The sequence below is a fragment of the Methanobrevibacter sp. genome (assembly GCF_045603845.1).
Taxonomy (GTDB): domain Archaea; phylum Methanobacteriota; class Methanobacteria; order Methanobacteriales; family Methanobacteriaceae; genus Methanocatella.
In genome coordinates this window covers 1-20486 of sequence record NZ_JAZUMY010000057.1, presented here as the reverse complement: position 1 = coordinate 20486, position 20486 = coordinate 1, and the positions used below count along the sequence as shown (strand labels likewise).

Below are 20486 nucleotides of genomic sequence, written 5' to 3'. Positions count from 1 at the left end.
AGCAGAATTTAAACTATCCGTAATATTAACACCAGTCGCATTAGCAGAACCAGTATTATTCACAGTAATATTAAACCTTACAACATCACCAACATAAACAATTGACTCATTAACAACCTTAGTCACATTCAAAATAACAGTTCCTGCAGTAACATTCTCACTGGAATCATTGATTTTAGTATCATTCTCATGAGAGATAACGCTTGCAACATTGCTGAAATTACCTTCCTTAATAACACGAACCTTCAACACAACACAAGCGGACTCATTAACATTGATTCTATTAATATTCCAAGACACAACACCATTACTATAAGTAGCATCAGGATTCAAATTATCAATAAATTCAAATGCAGAATCAAGCCTATCAGTAATATTAACACCAGTAGCATTAGAAGGACCATTATTAGTCACATTAATGGTAAATTTGACTAAATCACCAACAATAACATTAGTCACATTAACAGTCTTATTAACATTTAAATTAACAACCGGATCAACACTGATGTTTGTTCCATTTTCAGACGGAGTACTGTATTCTTTAGATTTAACACTAACAACATTCCTGAAAGTACCGTTAGTAGTCACATTAACAACAACCCAAACAAGAACGCTCTCACCAGCATTAACACGACCAATATCCCAGAAAACAGAACCTGTTGAATTAACACCAGTAACACCAGTAACATTACAACCAGAACTAACATAAACCAAACCAGCAGGCAAAGTATCAGTCACATTCACACCAGTAGCATTACTTGGACCATGATTAGTCACAGTAATATTAAATCTGACCAAATCACCGACACTAGCATTACCAGTCAAATTAGAAAGCTTAACCACAGTCAAATTAACAACAGGATTAACTGCGACATTGGTTACATTGGATGTATTTCTTCCGCCTTCAACTGAATCTACAATAGCTACATTTCCAAATGTACCGTTTCTTGTTAAATTGACCTGAACCCAAAGTTTAACTGAAACATTTTTGGTTAAATTACCTATTGTCCATTTTACGACTTCTGTTCCGTTAGGTAATGTTATTTTATCACTGACAACTGATGTTAAGTTGCTGCCTGAATTGATATAAACCAGTCCTTCTTCCAGATAATCAGTAATATTAACGCCTGTGGCATTGGAAGGTCCCAGATTAGTTACAATAATCGTAAAGTTAGCCAAATCATAGACACTGGCATTACCTTTAATATCTGAAGTCTTATTGATTGTTATATTAACTGCAGGTTTTACTTTAAACAAGGTTGAATTTGAACTGCCCATGATTGTTTCATTTCCTTTAAATATTACAGTAGCATTGTGAATACCTGCAATCAATCCTGATACGTTATTGACTTCTCCCACACCATTAACTATTTTCATTGTAAAGTTGTGAGTGTTGTTTATCCTGATTGTGACGTTTGCAGTCAATTTGTTTCCATCCCAGTCAGTCAGGTTAACTTTTACCGTTGCATTGTCTCCAAAGTCAATGTCTGCAACACTGATGTTTACTTTTGATTTTTTGATTGAAGCGGAATCAGTCAATGCCTTATAATACTTATCTTCAAAGTGATAGAACTTAAATGATGCTTTTGAATCTGCATCATCAGCGAAATAATATCTGAATACTCCATTTCCGTCTGTAATGACCGTTGCATTGGATATTGATTCACCGGAAGTAGTAAGTCTTTCAACAGTAATGTTCTGCCATACTTCAGCAGTGCTTAGCTCAGGAACTTCATTTGTAACGTTTTTACCGTTTACACCCCAGTAAGTCACATCTGTAAATGAAACTGCTTCGGAAGTTCCGTCGTTCCAGATTGCATTTAGCAGATTGTCATTAGCTAAAAATACTCCTGAGACATAATATTTTCCGTCATCATCCACACCGAATGTTTTATTTATGAATTTGTCTGCATGCGCCTGGTTATCCAAAAGGGTTACACCGTTTAATTTGTATTTAGATCCTTTTGCATAAATAGCTGAACCGTTTGTTGCATTGTTGTCTGTAATTTCAGTCATTTCAATTAAGATGTTTTCAGCATTATCCAGATAGATTGCACCACCATATTTGGCCAGATTTCCGAATATGGAAGATGAATCTGTAATGTTTACATTATCTGCAACAATATATATTGCTCCACCGTTTTCTGTTGCCTTGTTATATTTTAATGTGGAATTTTCAATAGTGTTATTTTCTGCATTTACATAAATTGCTCCACCATAACTTGCAGTGTTATTGTCAAATGTGGAATTGATTATATTGTTATTTTTAGTAATAATGTAAACGGCACCACCGTATTTTGCAGTATTGTTTTTGAAAGTGGAATTTCTTATAGTATTATTAATTGCGTTTACATAATTAGCATCACTGATGTAGATTGCACCACCACGTTCTGTTAATATATTTTCATAAGTTACATAATTGTTTTCAAATGTTGAATCTTCTATTGTATTGTTTATACTGTTAATACAGATTGCTCCACCGTTGAAAGCGGAATTATTTATGAATGATGAATTTTTAACAGATACATTATCAGCACGAATATAAATAGCTCCACCATCATATGCTTTGCTTGTATTGGTGAAAGTACAGTTTTCAACAAGGCTATATTTTGCAGCTGAATCGAAATAGATTGCTCCACCATTATGTTTTTCATAAACAGTGCCGTTTGTGAAGTTACAGTTAATGAAACTGATATAAGGAGCTATAATATAAGCTGCACCACCTGCTCCGTTACCTGCATGGCCAGGTTCACTGGCATGAGTACTACTGTTAATGAAAGTACAGTTTACAAATTCAGTATTATTAGCTTTTGTATTGGCCATGTAAACGGTTCCACCCTGTACAGCAGTATTTGAATCAAATGTAGAATTTACAATATGTGAACTTGCAAACTGATGGCTAATAGCTCCACCGTGCTCTGCCGCTTCATTTCTTGTGAAGTTACAGTTTGATATTGTTAGATTTTTACCTGTGGAATGGTCATCACCGGAATAAATTGCACCTCCGTCACGTTCTGCTTTATTTTCAATGAAAGTACAACCTTCAATAGTACCATTGTCACTTCTAAACCAGTCAATAGCTCCACCGTGACGTTGTGCATAATTATTATAGAAAGTTGAATTTACAATGGATGAATTTGAAGCCACATCACTTCCCGCAGACCAGTAAATAGCACCACCATATCCAGAATGATGGGAAGCGTTAGCAAGGTTTACCGCTTTGTTGTCCTCAAAGTAACATTGAATTATTGCATCGTTGGATGAGCCTCCTTCCCAGTAGATTGCACCACCTTTTGCTTCTGTATGATTAGCAATGTTATGTGTGAAATTGGAGTGAGAAATTATAGCTGTTCCTCCTGCATTATACATTGCTCCACCCCACTGTGCGAAGTTTTCTTCAAATGTGGAGTTGAATACATATGTATGAGGACCTAAATAAACTCCACCTGCATTGGATGATGCATAGCTTTCCGATACATTGGAATGTAGAATATTCGTATTGTTTCCATTGATGAAAATCGCACCACCATATGTTGCATTGTGACGCGTGAAGTTTGATGAATAAATTGTAGCATTAATACCGTCAACATAAATTGCTCCACCATTTCTATAAGCCACAGACTGATTGAATTTGGAATTTGAGATATTGGAATTACTTCCTTTAATATATATTATACCACCGAATCCGGCCTGACTGAATGAGAAATTGGAGTAGTCAACATGTGCATTTTCACCATAAATGTAAATTGTTCCACCGTTTGTATTTCTCGTCTCATTAACAATATTATGCTTGAAATCGGATTTTTCTATCGTGATATTGTCCCCTCTAACATAGATTGCACCACCTTCGGTACTTGTACAGAATTCAAAGTTGGAACCGGTGATATTTGTGTTGTTTCCTTCAACATAAATGGATCCACCACGACCCTGTGATGCATTGTTATGTGTCAGATTGGAGCCCATGATTGTAGTATTGAGACCTTTGATATATATCGCTCCACCGGAGCCGTTTGCATATGAAAAGCTGAACTCTGTTGAATTGAGTATTGCGCGGTGACCTTCGACATAGATTATACCACCGTCCTGGTTTGCATGAGTGTGAGTGAAGTTGGAGTCTGCCAAATAGGTGTCGTTTCCTTTGATGTAGACCGCTCCACCGTTTGTAGCGTTTACAAATTCAAAGTGTGAATCAGTAATGTTTACGTCGTTTCCGTCAACGTATATTGCACCACCCTTTTCACCTGCGGAAGACTTGTCGAAGTTGGAGCCTGAAATGCTTGCACCGTTACCGGATATATATAGTGAACCTCCTGAAACTTTAGCAGTTGTTAGCGTGAAGTTGGATGCTGAGATTCTTGTAGTATTTCCTTTAATGTAAATAGCTCCACCATTGGTTGCATTATGCATTCTGAATGTGGAGTATTCGATTGTAGTGTTTGTTCCTCCAACATAGATTGCTCCACCGTATTCATATGCTTCTGATTGCATGAAATTGGAATGAGTAATGTTGGTATTGTTACCTTCAATGTAGATGAATCCTCCATCGCTGGACTTACTCATCGTGAAATTGGTTCCGGATATTAAAGCATTTTCACCTGCAATGTAAATAGCTCCACCGTCACCATTTCTGGTGGTTACGTTGTTCTGTATAAGTCTGGAATCATAGATTGATGCGTTTGCTCCTTCAATATACATTGCACCACCGTTTTCACTTATGGAGTATTGGATTAATGAGCCTGTAATGTTGGTATTGTTACCCTTAATGAAGATGGATCCTCCAAGGCCTGTTGATGCATTGTTATATGTGAAATTGGAGTTTGAAATCTTTGTATTTGCACCGTTGATGTAAATTGAACCTCCGGACTGGTTGGAATAGGACATGTTGAATTTGGAATTGTCTATTTTTGAGTTGTTACCGTTGATGTAGATTACACCACCGTTTCCTGATGCGTGGTTGTGAGTCAGATTGGAGTTGGATATGACAGTATTTTCACCGTTAATGTATAATGCTCCACCAGTTGCAGCAGCACCATATTCAAAAGAGGAATCCTTAATGTTTGTGTCATTTCCTTCAACATACAGTCCTCCACCGGATACAGTTGCATTATAACGTTCAAATACTGAATCAGTGATGTTTGTTCCGCTACCGTTTATGTATAATGCTCCACCGTTTCCGCCGATTGTACTGACAGGACCCGTTTTTAATCCTTGAGCCTGGGAAATATTGGAGTAGCAGTCCGTGATTGTAGTGTTTTCACCACCGACATAAATTGCTCCACCATTACCATTAATAGCTAGAGATATTGTGAAGTTAGAACCTGTAATATTGGTACGGTTACCTGCTATATAAATCGCCCCACCGTTTCCTCCTTGAGCAAATGGACCTCCACGAACAGCTCGTGTAATATTAAAGTTAGAATCTGAAATTTCAGCATCATTTCCACCAACATAAATAGCACCTCCAGTACCGTTTAATGAATTGACAATCGTAAAGTTTGAAGCTGAAACATTTGCATGTTCACCGTTAATATATATTGCTCCACCATTTGTTGCATTGTGGAGTGTAAAAGTGGAATCTGACACTTTAGCACCGGTTCCTTCAATATAGATTGCTCCACCATCAGACAATGCTAAAGATTGTGCAAATGTTGAGTTAGCTATTTCAGCATCACTACCGTTAACATAAATAAAACCACCCATATTTGCAGTGGATCTTACAAATTGAGAGCCGTTGATGAGAGCATCATTACCTGCAATGTAAATAGTTCCACCGTTACCGTTTGCATCAGTGACATTGTTTTCTATGAATCTGGAATTCAATACATTGGCATTGGTTCCGTTAATGAACAGTGCACCACCATTTGTACTTGTGGAATGCTGGAAGAATAATTTATTTAATGTTGTGTCATCACCTTTTACATATATTGCTCCACCATAAGCCTGTGATGCATTGGTATTTGTTAAATTGGAATATGAAATTTCAGTATTTGCCCCGTTAATGTAAATGGCACCACCGGATTCATTAGAATATGAGAAAGCGAATTCTGATTTTGTAATGTTGGTATTATCACCGTTAATGTAAATGGCACCACCGGATTCATTGGAATATAAGTATTTGAATTCTGACTGTGTTATATCGGCATTACTACCATTGATGTAAATTGCACCACCGTCAACTGCAGCGTGGGTGTGAGACATGTTGGATTTGGAAATGTAAGTGTCTGCTCCTTCAATATAGATACAACCACCATATTGTGACTGACCGAATTCAAATGATGAAGAAGTGATGTTTGCCCCATTACCTTCAGCATATAATGCACCACCGGATAGTGAAGAGCTATATTCTCTGAAGTTTGAATATAAAATTGAAGCATCTGTACCGTTAATATATATTGCTCCACCATTTCCCCCACCAGCTCTTGGTCCTCCTCTTTTAACAGAAACTGTAGTACGGAAGTTACAGCAATAAACTGTTGTGTTTGCACCACCTGCATAGATAGCTCCACCATTACCGTCAAAAGCATTGGTTACTGTAAAGTTGGAATATGAAATGTTGTTGTTATCACCGGTTACATATACTGCTCCTGCATTTCCAAAGTTAGCGAAACAATATGAGAAGTTTGCCAGAGTTACATTGTTATTATTACCTTTGATGTAAATTGACCCACCGTTAGTTGCATTAGCATATTTGAAAATGTTATTTGTAATCAGATTACTGTCTCCACCGACATAAATGGAACCACCGTTTCTTCCTGCATGTGACATTAAAAATATGTCATTTTTGATTTCCGCATTTTTACCTTCAATGTAGATAACCCCACCGTCTCTTCCGGCTGAAGTCCTTGTGAAGTTTGAATCCAATATTTTTGTATCGTCACCTGCAATATAAATTGAACCCCCGTCAAGTGAAGCGTTGTTATATGTGAAATTGGATTTTGTAATGCGTGTGTTGGTACCTGCAATATAAATTGAACCGCCGTTTTCAGCAGTACAGTTTTGCAATACTGATTCTGTAATGTTATTATTATTTCCTGCAATATAAATTGATCCGCCATTTGCCTGAGATGCATTGTTACAAGTCAGATTGACATTTGAAATTGTGTTATGGTTACCTTCAATATAGATTGCACCGCCTGATTGATTGGAGTAAGAGAATGTAAAGTAAGATTGGGTTAAATTTGCATAGTCACCTTTGATATAAATGACACCACCGTTTTCGCTGGAGTGACTATGAGTTAAATTTGAGTCGAAAATGTATGTTTTTGCACCTTCTATATAGATGGAACCACCATTAATAGCTGATCCGTATTCAAAATTGACTTTTGTGATATTGACATTGTCACCTTTTACGTATAATGCACCACCATTGGTAGCGTTATAATAATTAATTGTCATGTTATTAAGTACAGCATCATTACCCGCAATGTATACTGCACCACCATCAACCGCTTTAGGGTATAAGATAGTAACATTATCCAATATTGCCTTATCTCCTTCAAGGTATATTGAACCACCATCACCATCAGCACTACATGCAGACAGTGTTGAATTGTATAAACCGCCCTGAATGTCAGAACCATATGTTGTGGTAACAGTAGCATTTAGAAATATTGCACCACCATCTACAGTTGCAGTATCACCAGTAAAACTGCAATCAGTTACAAGTGCACCTGTATCAAGGTATAGTGCACCACCTTTACTACCATTGTTACCATTGAATTGGACATCAGTGATGTTACATGATGAACCGCCTAAAAACATTGCACCTCCATAAGATGCATCATTACCTTCGAATTTTACTGTATAAATGGTACCGTTGTTACTGTGGTCCCAGTAAATTGCACCACCATATCCGCCTTCATTTTTAACGCTGTTGCCAATGAAGTTTACATGATGGATTTGACCGTTATCAGCCTCTTCTGCCCATGAAATTGCTCCACCATAATTTCCGGCATCATTTCCAATAAATTGTGCTAATTGAATAGTACCATTCTTACCAGACCATCTGATAGCACCTCCACGGTCTCCAGCATGGTTATTTCCAAAATAAGCAACACTGATTAATCCACGGGTACTGTTCATCCAGGATATAGCTCCCGCATTAACACTAGCACGGTTATTTTTAAAATCTGAGTTAAGAATTTTTCCATCAATTGTGTTTTCCCATCTGATTGCACCACCGTGACTCGCATTGTTATTAATAAAATGAGAATTCGTGACACTAGAAGAATTTCCTGAACAGAATATTGCTCCCCCTTCATCTTCAGCACTATTATTTATAAAATTAGACTGGTCTATAGAACCATCTGAACCGTCCCAATATATAGCACCACCATCCTGTGAAGCCGTGTTATTTGTGAAATTTGAGTTTACAATATATGTAGTTAAACCTTTTTTCTCAACAAATATGGCACCACCATTTCTTTTTGCAGTGTTATTTGTAAAATTAGAGTTTCTTACTTCACCTGTTAGGCCATCCCAGTAAATAGCTCCACCATCAGTAGCATTAGCAGTGTTATTAATAAATCTTGAATCTGATACAACACAACTAGGAGCTTGAATCTGAGCAGCTCCACCACCCTGTTTAGCGAAATTATCAATGAAAGTACAATTATGAATAGAGTTTGTATTAGACCCTTGAGTACTTGAGAAATGAACCGCACCAGCATAAGTATTAGCAGTATTATTAACAAAAATAGAATTTGAAACAACTACATTAACCATATCATTTCTAATCCTTATAGCTCCACCACCAGCGGCAGTAGCTTCATTATAGTAAAATTTACAATTATCTATTGTTACATCATGTGCGTAACCCCAATAAATTGCACCGGCACGTGGAGCAACATTATGAATAAAAGTACAATTTTCAACAGATCCGTTACCGACTAACCTTAATGCACCACCAGTATAGGAATCAGTATTATCAGTATTAAAAGCATTTTTAAAAATCGTATTCCTTATTGTGATAACTTTATCCGGATGATCCTTATTGCTTAAAATCAATATTGAAGATTTATTTGACCCATCAATAGTATGTCCTTGACCATCTATTGTGATAGATTTAGCATAAGGAGCATTTGCAAAATAAGATCCATAATCATCATCCGTACCTACAACAAATGCATAATCACCTGTCAGATAAATAGTATCCCCATCATTTGCGGAAATAAGAATATTTTTTAAATCAGTGAATGTTCCACCCGGCGCTTCAACACCAAGTGCATCATCATTATCTGAAATTTCCATTATGTCCAAACTTTCTTCAGATACCGATATGATATCTGTTTCATTTTCTATATTTTGAGACGTATCAATCTCAACAGCACTTATAGATTGAATAGAAAGAATAAAACATAATACAAGACATATAACTATTATTTTATGTTTATTTTCCATTTTTAACCCAAATTAACTTTTTTAGTACAAATTCTTTATCCAATCAATAAATTAAAGAATAAAAATAATTTTTTTGAAAATGATATTTAAAGGAAATGTTTAAAAATAATATAATATAATGAACCAGATTCATTATCAGTAGAAAATTTAATGACATTATCCATCAAAAATATATTGTAGATGAAAAAAAATTTCTACAATAAACTGAAATAACAGCACATTTTCATGAAAAGTCAGAAAAACAGAAATGAAAATATTCAAAAAAATAATCCAAAAAAGATATTCACAATATCATAAAATAACTCCCCAATAAAAAGAGTTTCATATGAAATTATATACAATATAAAAAATCATTTTGAACAAATTTTAATGTGAAAAAAATCTCGAAAAAATGAGAAAAAAAATACAATAGATAAAAATTTAGTCAAAACAAAATCTATTAATATGAATATAAAATGATTTTATCAGCCATGCCCAACTCAAAGCAGGTAAATAATGAAAAGTTAAAGTCATAACAAAAAGTCAAATTAACAGATAATTTATTCCAAAATGTTTTAGGATTTACGAACAATATCTGATTTAAATGTAATTTTAAGGAGATTCGTTCAAAATAATTTAAATACAATTAATTTTATACATTAATAATAAAAGGTGAAACTATGGAATATGAAATTAAAGGTGGATCATTTCCTATGGTAGTCTGCAAACTACAAAAGGGAGAAACAATGAAGGATGAAAGCGGAGCAATGGCTTATATGACATCAAATGTCAAAATGGATACCAATACTGGCGGAGGACTTTTAAAAGGACTTGGAAGAGCACTTGCAGGAGACTCAATTTTCTTAAACTTCTTTACGGCAGAAGAAGACGGTGCGGAAATAGGATTTGCATCATACTGCCCTGGAAAAATCATCCCTATCAGATTGGACGGAACAAATTCAATCATCGGTCAGAAAAGCTCATTTCTGGCTGCAGAAGAAGGCGTTGACATTGACATGTACTTCAGAAAGAAATTTGGAGCAGGATTATTCAGTGGAGAAGGATTTATTCTTCAGAAATTCTCAGGAAACGGAATTGCATTTCTGGAAATTGACGGAGAAGTAATCGAATATGATTTGCAGCCTGGAGAAAAACTGTTTGTTGACCAGGGACATATTGCAGCAATGGATGAATCAGTTGATTTTGATATTGAAAGAGTGAAAGGTGCTAAAAACCTATTATTTGGTGGTGAAGGACTGTTTCTGGCCACATTAAAAGGACCTGGAAGAGTATGGATACAGACCATGCCAATAGCCAAACTGGCTGAAGCAATAATTCCATTCATACCAACAAATAACGAACATTAAATGAAAAGTTTATTTAAAAATAAACTTTTTTACTATTTTTTTAAAAAAAAAGAAGTATTATTAAAGCTATTTTTTAGCTTCAATAACTGTTTTTCCGTTCATGTAAGGGACTAACACTTCAGGAACTTTTACACTGCCGTCAGGCTGCTGATAGTTTTCTAAAATACAGCACATTGTTCTTTCTGTTGCAATAGCTGTACTGTTTAGGGTATGCAATATCTGAGCATCTCCGGAACCTGCTCTACCGATACGGGTTTTTGTTTTTCTTGCCTGATAGTCCTTACAGTTGGTACATGAAACCAGTTCCCTGAATGCACCGGAACCCGGGAACCATGCTTCCAAATCATATTTTATAGCTGCATTATCGTTTAAAGCAGATGATACGATAGCTATTACCTGATATGGAAGGCCTAATTTCTGATAGATTCTTTCAGTGACTTCCATAAGATGGTCATGCTGGTTTCTTGAATCTTCAGGAGCGGAATATATGAACTGTTCGATTTTTTCAAACTGGTGAACCCTAAATATTCCCAAGGTATCTTTTCCGTGTGAACCTGCCTCTTTTCTGAAACATGTTGACAGCGCACAGTATCTTAACGGCAATTCATCAGGAGATATGATTTGGTTCCTGTGAAGTGCTGCCAGAGTCTGCTCTGCAGTTGCTATTAAGTACATGTCCTCATTTTCAACTTTGTATAAGGTCTCTTCGAATTCTCCAAGCTCGGATGTTTCTGCTGCGACTTCACCTTTTACAAAAAACGGTGTCTGCATCGGAACATATCCTTCAGCTTCAAGCTCTTCTAGGGCAAATTGTATTAACGCCAAGTTCAAATGGAGGATGTCTCTTTTAAGATAGTAAAAGCGAGCACCTGCAATGCTTGCTGCAGTTTCAAGGTCTGCTCCATCGATTTTATTGATTAGGTCAACGTGATTTAAGAGTTCGAAGTCGTATTCCGGGATTTCACCGAAAGTCCTTACAACTACATTGTCATCTTCAGTATCGGAAATCGGAACGTCCTCGTCAATTATGTTTCCGACTTTGTATCTGTAGTCATCCCTGAGTTTGAGATATTCTTCGTTTTTGGAACTTAATTCCTTGATTTCTGCTGCTACTTCTTTGGATCTTTTTATTACCTCTTCCAAATTGCCTTCTTCTTTGGCTTTTTTGAATGATTTGGATAATTTGTTTTTTTCAGACCTGAGAGAGTTTAATTTCCTTTCGCCTTCTCTCCATAAATTATCATATTCTACTACCTTTTCAAAATTTTCAGTGCTTCTGAATCTTTTCTTTTCAGAGTCAATGATTATTTCCGGATTTTCTCTGAACAATTTTATATCTAGCAATTTTTGTCCCCTTAAAATATTTTATCACTATATAATTATGAATTTCCTATTTTTTAAACTTAATCATAAAATCAGTCTTTTTCATCTAATTCATCATCAATTAGAATTCTTCTCATTTTGGTGTTGTCCAATAATTTCAGATTATCATCCACATCATATTTCAAATCGGCTATCAAGTCAATCTCTTCATTCCAGCCATCCCTTTCTGAGGTTCTAATCTTTTCCCAGCGTTCATAGTCCTGTTTGACCGGAATGCCGTTCTTTTTGACATTTTCCAATGCGGTAAAAAATTTCAGCTGAATGGATTGTCTTAATTCAATCAGCTTATCATATTCCTCAAGCAAATTATCTAGCTGAAATGACATCAGACGGAACTTTTCACATTCCAGCTCCAATTTCAATCTGTCCAAATCATCATTAGTCATACTACTATATTTAGAGCCAGGACATTAATTAACTTACCCATCAATCTTGCTTAGAACTTCCATGTATTGGGCTTCATCAAGATTTTCTTCATTTTTCTTCAGGATTACCTTCAGATGGGCTTTGCAGTTATAGCATTTATATATCTGTTCGTTGGTAATGGCTGCAAAGCATATTCTGGACATCTGATCCGGCGTATACATAACAGAATAATTCTTAAGCTCTATCAATAATGATTCGGCACCTTTAAATGTATTTACTCTATTCAGATTTCTGATTTTAACGTCAACTTCATGTGGATGCATGATAATATCTATGATACCTTAACATATATCAAAGTTATTGAAAAAAAAAAGAGTGTTCATAATCAAAAGATTATGAAGATAATTAATTTTTAAAGAGCAGTTTGTCCTTGAAACTGCTTCTCATCTTTCCTTTGGTCTCGTCGTTGAATTTAGTATCTCCCATATCCTCATCGATACTAAACATTGCCATTTCATATATGATTTTGTTTAATGCCTGGCCTTTTTTGGTTAAAATGTATTCTACGTCACGTTCATATCTGTCTGAGATTCTCTGAATCAGACCATCCTTTTCCATTGATTTAAGGCAGTTGCTTAAAACCTTGTTTGAAAGGAGAGGCTTGTCCTTTTTGAATTCTGAAAATCTGCTTTTGCCGAAAAACAAATCCCTGAGGATTTGCACTACCCATTTCTTTTTAATCAATCTCACTACAAGCTCGATTGGACATTTGCTATAAGTATTCATTTTTATTTTTCCTCCTAGTAATACATATAGGCTTTTTTATAGTATATAAAGTTATCGTTATTTTAGGGTAACTAAAAAGTTACCAAAAGGTTTTATAAGATAAATACAGAAGTTTTAATTGAAAGTTTTAGTATTCTAGGACTTTCGAATTACTTAAGAGGTGAAAAGCATGTACAAACTAAATTCATGGAACGAAAACCAGGAGTTTAAATCCTCGAAAATTGCACAAAACATAGTAAGTGGACCATGCGGAAGCGACATCAATACAAGCTGCTGCATCGACACTACAAAAATCAGCACTAGCTGCTGTATTGATACTACGCAAATGTAGGATCACTTAATCAAAACAACCGATATATGTCTCAACCCCCTCCCTAATCAAATATTCCCCTAAATTAGTTTTAAGAGGTTGTTTTGGTGTGAAAGGGGATTTTTAAATAAATCCCCTTAAAAATTTTAAAAAAAAGCTACTGAATTTTTTCAATATTTTGAACAGGACACTTTTCAAAGCATCTGCCGCAGTGAAGACAGTGCTCCTGCGGGATTTCATACTTTTCCCCTTCAATAGGAATTCCCTGTGGACAAACTCCCTTGCAGGTTCCGCAGGCAACACAATTATCACCAATTATAAAACCTTTTGGGGTTTTTCTGGCATTTCCAATGGTGAATGTTTTTCTGAAAATCGGCTTTTGTGTCAGGTCAAAAAATTCCATCTCATAGTTTTCAATGCAAAAGGGCTCCAGAATATAGCGTGCCTGGCCAGGATAGACGTTATTGAGGAATTTGTTTTCATCAAACATCAAATCAATCCAGTATTTCTGGTCATCCAGTTTATGAGCTTCACCGGAAATTCTAATAGATTTATTATCCTTTAATGAAAGATATGAAACCTTAGGATGATTCATGATTTCCTGATAGACATGCTTTCCACGGCCGGTCAAAAAGTATATCTTATCGTCCTCAATATGCATTATATCAATGATTCTTGATTGTGGATTTCCCTTTTCATCAACAGTCGATAAGACTGCATCTATTACGTCTCTCAATTGTTTAAAACATTCTTCTTTAGTTATCATATTAATTGAAATATTATTTTTCCCTGTGCGCTGTTGCTTTCCATTAACGAATGGGCCTCTGAAATATCATCTAATGATGTAAAAACCCTTCCAATTGCAGGTTTGATGTCATTTTCAATGATAAAGTTAAAAATATCATCAATTATCTCCTGAGTCGGGAAATTGGAAAAAAATGAAGTTAGATATTTTTTATACAGATATTTGATAGGATCAAAATCATTTAAATATTCAATTCCTCCTAAAACTCCTGTTACACAGCAGATTCCATCTTCTTCAAGCAAATTCAATGAATCGGCTAAGGTTTTAGGTCCGATTAATTCCAATATCTTGTTGCATGAAATTTTGCTTGACAGGTCTCCATCATCAACAACACATTCATCTGCACCATAATCTTTAAGTTTTTCAAATCTCTTTTTATCTCTTGAGGTGGCTATTATCCTGCATCCTATTGCACTGGCCAGCTGCATAGCGGTAAGACCTGTTGCACTGGTTGCACCTCTTATAAGCAATGTATCATCTTCAGCTAAATTTAAAGTAGAAATTGAACCGTATGAAGTAAAATACGTTTCCGGAATGGCTATTATCTCTTCAATTGTCAAATGATTTAAAGCCTCATCAGAAATTTTGAAAACATTTTTCTGAGGAAGCAACGCATATTCTGCATAGCTGCCATCAAATGACCTTCCCATGCCTCCCATTAATGCAACGATTTTATCTCCTTTTGAAAAATCAGTGCTTGATTCATCCACAATTTCGCCGACACATTCGATTCCAGGAATCACAGGCAGGTTAATATAGTCTTCATCAGCCTCATAATCTCTCAGTATTACTTCAGATCTGTTAATTCCAAAGCCTAGAACTTTAACCAAAACCCAGTCATCCCTGACTTTAGGTATATTAACTTCACTTACTTTCAAATCCTGTGCTTTACATGTGTTTTCCAAAACAACTGCTTTCATTATCATCACACTTCCTTCCAGCATTGCGGGTCTGGTGAATACATATTGTGAGTATATCCATAGCTGACTGCAGGACATCCTCTGCAAAATCTCAACAGTTCACATTTGCTGCATTTTTCAAAGTCCTCAAAACGGCGATATTCATCCATCTTTTCTCCAGTGAAAATATCAAAAATCCGCTCATCTAAAGCATTTCCCACTTTGCTGTCCATTCTACGGCATGCAAAGACGTCACCTGTCGGAAGAATCGTCAAATGACTGTTTCCGCAATTGCAACCATCATAGATTACATCATCCTTTAGATTTGAAGGTATCCTGAAAATGCCTTTTTCATATAAGAATAATGTCCATAAGTGATCTTTTAAAGTGAAAAAAGTATTTGAATCCTTGTATTCCTGATATTTTTGCCAGATATCTTCCAATAGATTCTTATACTCTTCAGGAGTCATCTGAGCGGTTTTTTCAAAGCTGGTCGGACAGTATCTTGCAAAGGTGAACAGCCCCACATCATTTTTGACAGCCTCATCAATGATTCCGGTTATTTCAGACATGTTTGTTTTTGAAACAGTTGTCATGATGCTTGCTCTTACACCAGCATCCTGAAGCGTTTTAACAGCCTCTAAAGTTGAATCATAAGATCCAGGCTTTCTGAAATAATCATGGGTTTTCCTCAACCCATCCAATGAAAGTTGATATTGCCTGCATCCGAGTTCATTAAGTTTAGCGCATACTTCAGGAGTTAAATGAAACGGATTTCCCATTATATTATAAAAAAGTTCCTTATCATGAAGCATTTCAAGCAAATCCCAAAAATTCGGATGCAGAATAGGATCTCCACCAGTAATGGAAAAATATGGTGTGCGGTTTGTTTTTTCACACATTTCCAGACAGTTATCCAAAACATGCTCCATTTGGTCATAGCTCATCGTTACTAATTCCTTATTATTGTCTTCAGAGAAGATATAACAGTGCTTACACCTTTGATCACAATCGTCAAGTATATGCCATTGAAAAGCAAAAAAATCAGCCATGAGAAACACTCTCCAAAAAAAAAAGAAATAAAAAAAGATTATTTAATTAATCTTAGAATTTTACATCACTGCCGCAAGCTGTGTTAATATCACTACCACAAGCAGAAGCAACAACATCAGAACCACAAGCAGTATTCACATCACTACCACAAGCAGAAGCAACAACATCAGAACCACAAGCGGTTGAAATTACATTTTGTGCAATTTTAGAACTAAAATACTTTTCATTTTCATTCCAAGAGTTTAATTTAAACATTAAAATTTCTCCTTAAATTATTAATAAAAGAATTCACTTTTATTTAATTTTAGTTTAATTTAAAGAGTATATATAAATTAAGTTACTTTAAAGTAACCAAATCTGTTAAGTTACCTCCAGGTAACTTAAAATTAATTAATATCAATACATATAAATTATTTTAAGAAAAGAGGAATTTAAATGGAAAGTGAAGAAAAAGCATTAATCTGTCCAATCGAAATAGCTATGGAACATATTAACCGAAAATGGGTTATTCAAATCATAAGAGATATGTTTTTTGGCAAAAAAAGATTCAATGAATTCAAGGAAGGAAAACCTAACCTTTCAAATAAAGTTTTAAGCAATTGCCTTAAGGAAATGGAAGAAAACGGTTTGATTTCCCGTGAAACCAATGAAGGCATTGAATATAAACTCACGCAAAAAGGACAAGCTTTAAATAAAGTATTATATGAACTGGCAATGTTTACCTTAAATACAGACATTAACAACAGATATTATGATGATGAAAACAAAAAAGAATTGAAAAAGGTTTTCAAGGAAATTCTCCTATAATAACTCTTCTTCCCATTCTTTTACTTTAAAACCAGTTAAAACCACATCATCAGTAACGATTATTGGCCTTTTTACAAGCATTCCGTCAGTTGCAAGCAGTTCCAACTGCTCTTTTTCAGACATGTCAGGAAGTTTATCCTTCAATTTCAGTTCACGGTATTTCATTCCGCTTGTATTGAAAAATCTTTTCAAAGGCAAATCGCTTTTTTCAAACCATTCTTTCAGCTCTTCAAAAGTAGGATTATCTTCAACGATATCTTTTTCTTCAAATTCAAGGTTATTTTCTTCTAGCCATTTTTTGGCTTTTTTACAAGTTGAACATCTTGGATAATGTACGAATAACATAATTATTAATTGATTTTTTAATTAGAAATAGTTAATGTTTCAAGAGACAATACAATTGTGAAACATCATCAACAACAGCCAACGGATAATCATGCTGGTATGCATCATCAAAACCGTATCCCCATTTTACAATCACACAGTCAACTCCTGCGTTTTGAGCGGTTTTAATGTCTGTAATGGAGTCTCCAATATATATTGCTTCATCCAGACTTACATCAGCCTTATCAATTATCCTGTTAACTCCTATCGGGCTTGGCTTTGAGGGATAATTTTCATTATGGCCTTCAATTAAAATAAAATCAATATCTTTAAGGAATTTGTCTGTGAAATGTTTGATTGATTGCGTTGTTCTGTTTGAATTGATTGCAATCAATGCTCCACTATCCTGTAATTTTTCAAGCAGTTGCCTGATTCCGTCAAATGGAACACTTTTATCTTTAGGCGAATCATCGTATAATGGAGTATAAGTTTTCTTAATAAGTTCAATGTTTTCGGGAGTGTTTTGATCTTTTAACACCAGTGAAACGATTTCATTGATATTTCCACCCAGTCTTTCAACATATTCACTATCAGACAATGTTGGAAAATTATTAACTGACAATGCCTCATTCAGGCATATGACAACGTCATGAACCGTGTCGAATAGGGTTCCGTCAAAATCAAAAATGTATAGTTTTTTCATAAGCATCTAAATAAAAGATTTAAAAAATTCCTCAAATTCCTCGTCATCCATAGGCTCAGGAACTGAAACATTTTCATTGTTCATAATATTTGAAGCAAGGTTGAAGTATTCTAATGCTTCATCACTTTCAGGGTATTTTTCTACAACGGTTTTTGCATCTAATTCAGCATCCTGAATTAAGTTGCTTCTGTGAATAGTACCAATAACATGTGTGCCTATTTTTTTAGCAAACTCGTTGACAATTTTCTCTTCATTATCAACATTTCTGCAGTTGCAGATGATACCGCTCAAATTACCCTTAAGCTTTTTGACGCCACGGACAATATTGTTTGCCGCATAAAGTGACATGTATTCACCGAAAGTTACAATCAATACCTCATCAGCATACTTTTCCCTTAAAGGAACTGAAAAGCCTCCGCAGACCACATCACCTAAAACGTCATAGACAACAACGTCCAAATCATCATCAAAGATACCCATTTTCTCAAGCCTTTTCATTGCTACGATAACGCCACGTCCTGCACAGCCTACACCCGGCTCGGGACCTCCGCTTTCAACACATAAAGTATTTTTAAATCCTTCAAAAACCAGATCATCCCTTTCAGGATTTCTGTTGTTCTTTAAAGTGTTTACAACAGTTGGAATTCTCCTGCCATATAATGTACGGGTGGTGTCCGCTTTTGGATCACAACCGATAACAAGGCATTTCAAGTCTTCACTGGCCCATGTGGCCGATAGATTAGCCACAGTCGTACTTTTTCCAATCCCACCTTTTCCATAAATAGCTATTTTTTTAATCATTGTTGTGACCTCTCTATTAACTTATAAACAAAATCGTTTTTTCTAACCTTTGTAGGCATCAGCACACCCACATTGGAATTTTTTGAAACATTACTAACATCAACGCCATCAATCTGCATTGAATCAACAGTATGGGTAATTGAACCTGTAGTTTCACCCTGAATCATTATCCTGTCGCCGATTTTCAAATCATCCCAAATTCTAATCTCGGCAACTTTTACCTTATTATAATAATTGACAACCTGGCCAATGTCCTTTTTAATGTATTTTGACTGGTTGGTTTCACTTGTCTCAAATGGCGTGTCAAAATAAAATCCAGTGTCAAATCCACGGTTGAATACACTTTTCAGCTCTTCCATCCATTTGGAATCAACTTCATATCCCTCAGGATTATCCGAATATGAATCAATGGCCTGCCTGTAAATTCCTGTGACCATCGCACCGTAATCTGGACTTCTGGCACGTCCCTCTATCTTAAATGAGCTGACTCCCGATTTCATTAATTCAGGAATATGGTCTATCAGGCACATGTCCTTTGGTGAAAAGAAGTTTGTCCTGTAACTGCCATCATAAGACCCACAAATTATAAAGGATTCCTCTGAAACGTTACTGGTATTTGAAACTGCATCATTTTGGGATTCTTCAAATGTCAATGTCCAGTTTTTACGGCAAGGCTGCAGGCAATCACCACAGTTGGCGCTTCTTCCATATAATCCATAGCTTAAAAAGCATCTTCCTGAAATTGCCATACACATCGCTCCATGAATGAATATTTCAGTTTCAATAGGTGATTTTTTTGTTATTTCAGTGATTTCATCCAATGACAGTTCTCGTGACAAAATTGCTCTTTTGGCACCCAATTTGTGCAACGTATTTAAAGTATAGGAATTGGTTACGTTTTCCTGAACGCTTACATGGGCTTCAAGACCGTTGGCAACGGTACTTTCAATTAAACCGATATCCGACAGAATCAGAGCGTCAATTTCGCTTTCAGATATCTTCTCCAGATTCTTTTCAAGTTCAATGATTTTATCTTCCTTTAAAATAGTATTGGTGCAGAGATATGTTTTTGCACCATAATCTTGAGCAATACCTGAAATTTTACTTAAATCATCTAAAGAAAAGTTTTTGGCATTGGCCCGCATATTATAATCATCTAATCCAAAATAAACAGCATCGGCGCCATTTTCCAAAACGGCACGTAATGAAATAAAATTTCCTGCGGGAGCTAATAATTCAACCATGTTATCTTAAGGTTTATAATAAGTTTCAGCTTCAATATCCTCTGGTAATTCAGTTGGATAAGATTCATTTAAACATCCCAGACATAAATCTTCTTCAGGCATTCCAATAGCTTCAACAAGAGAATCCAGTGTAATATAACCAAGCGTATCAATATCCAGCTGCTGCCTAATCTCTTCTATTGTATAATTAGCTGCTATCAACTCTTTTTTAGTTGCCATGGCAACACCATAATAACAAGGAGCTATAACCGGCGGACATC

General features: G+C 35.5%; 16 protein-coding genes and 1 pseudogene. 3 read left to right on the top strand and 14 right to left on the bottom strand.

Translation table 11 applies throughout. The features are described from left to right. The coding region (locus ACKI2W_RS04915; protein WP_407379821.1) for a right-handed parallel beta-helix repeat-containing protein at positions 1-9399 on the bottom strand (9399 nt) is incomplete at its 3' end. Between the two features lie 659 nt (positions 9400-10058). Between ACKI2W_RS04915 and ACKI2W_RS04910 the strand changes: the two genes are divergently transcribed. Continuing rightward, complete coding sequence (locus ACKI2W_RS04910; RefSeq protein WP_407379819.1) at positions 10059-10745, top strand: TIGR00266 family protein; 687 nt, start codon at positions 10059-10061, stop codon at positions 10743-10745. A gap of 66 nt (positions 10746-10811) precedes the next feature. Here the strand turns inward: ACKI2W_RS04910 and serS are convergent, their stop codons facing one another. From serS to ACKI2W_RS04890, 4 genes are all read right to left on the bottom strand, one after another. Further along, entirely contained in the window at positions 10812-12089 is a 1278-nt protein-coding gene (serS, locus tag ACKI2W_RS04905; RefSeq protein WP_407379817.1) for a serine--tRNA ligase, read from the bottom strand. A 71-nt stretch (positions 12090-12160) separates the two neighbouring features. Continuing rightward, positions 12161-12514, bottom strand: a complete 354-nt coding sequence (locus ACKI2W_RS04900) for a hypothetical protein (RefSeq protein ID WP_407379815.1) — start codon at positions 12512-12514, stop codon at positions 12161-12163. 33 nt (positions 12515-12547) lie between these two features. Then, complete coding sequence (locus ACKI2W_RS04895) at positions 12548-12817, bottom strand: hypothetical protein (RefSeq protein ID WP_407379813.1); 270 nt, start codon at positions 12815-12817, stop codon at positions 12548-12550. 82 nt (positions 12818-12899) lie between these two features. After that, positions 12900-13280, bottom strand: coding sequence for a winged helix-turn-helix transcriptional regulator (locus tag ACKI2W_RS04890; RefSeq protein WP_407379811.1), 381 nt, complete (start codon positions 13278-13280; stop codon positions 12900-12902). A gap of 169 nt (positions 13281-13449) precedes the next feature. On the opposite strand from ACKI2W_RS04890, the gene ACKI2W_RS04885 reads away from it, so the two are divergent. Continuing rightward, positions 13450-13611 carry a hypothetical protein gene (locus tag ACKI2W_RS04885; RefSeq protein WP_407379809.1) on the top strand — a complete coding sequence of 54 codons (162 nt, stop codon included), beginning with the start codon at positions 13450-13452 and terminating at the stop codon, positions 13609-13611. Between the two features lie 136 nt (positions 13612-13747). Here ACKI2W_RS04885 and ACKI2W_RS04880 read toward each other — a convergent pair whose 3' ends face one another. The 4 genes from ACKI2W_RS04880 to ACKI2W_RS04865 are packed head-to-tail and all read right to left on the bottom strand — an operon-like array spanning position 13748 to position 16602. Then, positions 13748-14356 (bottom strand): pyridoxamine 5'-phosphate oxidase family protein, encoded by a 609-nt coding sequence (locus ACKI2W_RS04880; RefSeq protein WP_407379807.1) that lies wholly within the window; start codon positions 14354-14356, stop codon positions 13748-13750. After that, positions 14353-15315 carry a zinc-binding dehydrogenase gene (locus tag ACKI2W_RS04875; RefSeq protein ID WP_407379804.1) on the bottom strand — a complete coding sequence of 321 codons (963 nt, stop codon included), beginning with the start codon at positions 15313-15315 and terminating at the stop codon, positions 14353-14355. The genes ACKI2W_RS04880 and ACKI2W_RS04875 overlap by 4 nt, the downstream gene beginning before the upstream one ends. 5 nt (positions 15316-15320) lie before the next feature. Beyond that, positions 15321-16346, bottom strand: a complete 1026-nt coding sequence (acgM, locus tag ACKI2W_RS04870) for a radical SAM/SPASM domain protein, ACGX system (protein ID WP_407379802.1) — start codon at positions 16344-16346, stop codon at positions 15321-15323. Between the two features lie 52 nt (positions 16347-16398). After that, the gene (locus tag ACKI2W_RS04865) at positions 16399-16602 is read right to left on the bottom strand and encodes a hypothetical protein (RefSeq protein WP_407379800.1); all 204 of its coding nucleotides are present in this window, start codon (positions 16600-16602) and stop codon (positions 16399-16401) included. A 180-nt stretch (positions 16603-16782) separates the two neighbouring features. Here ACKI2W_RS04865 and ACKI2W_RS04860 point away from each other — a divergent pair, with 180 nt between their 5' ends. After that, positions 16783-17154, top strand: a complete 372-nt coding sequence (locus ACKI2W_RS04860; protein ID WP_407379798.1) for a winged helix-turn-helix transcriptional regulator — start codon at positions 16783-16785, stop codon at positions 17152-17154. Here the strand turns inward: ACKI2W_RS04860 and ACKI2W_RS04855 are convergent. From ACKI2W_RS04855 to ACKI2W_RS04835, 5 genes and pseudogenes are all read right to left on the bottom strand, one after another. Next, complete coding sequence (locus ACKI2W_RS04855; protein WP_407379796.1) at positions 17149-17499, bottom strand: arsenate reductase family protein; 351 nt, start codon at positions 17497-17499, stop codon at positions 17149-17151. The two genes, ACKI2W_RS04860 and ACKI2W_RS04855, sit on opposite strands and share 6 nt — an antisense overlap. Positions 17500-17530: 31 nt before the next feature. Next, positions 17531-18181, bottom strand: a complete 651-nt coding sequence (locus ACKI2W_RS04850; RefSeq protein WP_407379794.1) for an HAD family hydrolase — start codon at positions 18179-18181, stop codon at positions 17531-17533. 6 nt (positions 18182-18187) lie between these two features. After that, positions 18188-18982 (bottom strand): Ni-sirohydrochlorin a,c-diamide reductive cyclase ATP-dependent reductase subunit, encoded by a 795-nt coding sequence (gene cfbC / locus ACKI2W_RS04845; RefSeq protein ID WP_407379791.1) that lies wholly within the window; start codon positions 18980-18982, stop codon positions 18188-18190. After that, a complete protein-coding gene (locus tag ACKI2W_RS04840; protein WP_407379789.1) occupies positions 18979-20226 on the bottom strand; it encodes a peptidase U32 family protein in 1248 nt (415 codons plus the stop codon). The genes cfbC and ACKI2W_RS04840 overlap by 4 nt, the downstream gene beginning before the upstream one ends. A 6-nt stretch (positions 20227-20232) precedes the next feature. Then, positions 20233-20486: pseudogene (locus ACKI2W_RS04835) on the bottom strand (amidophosphoribosyltransferase); the annotation flags it as partial.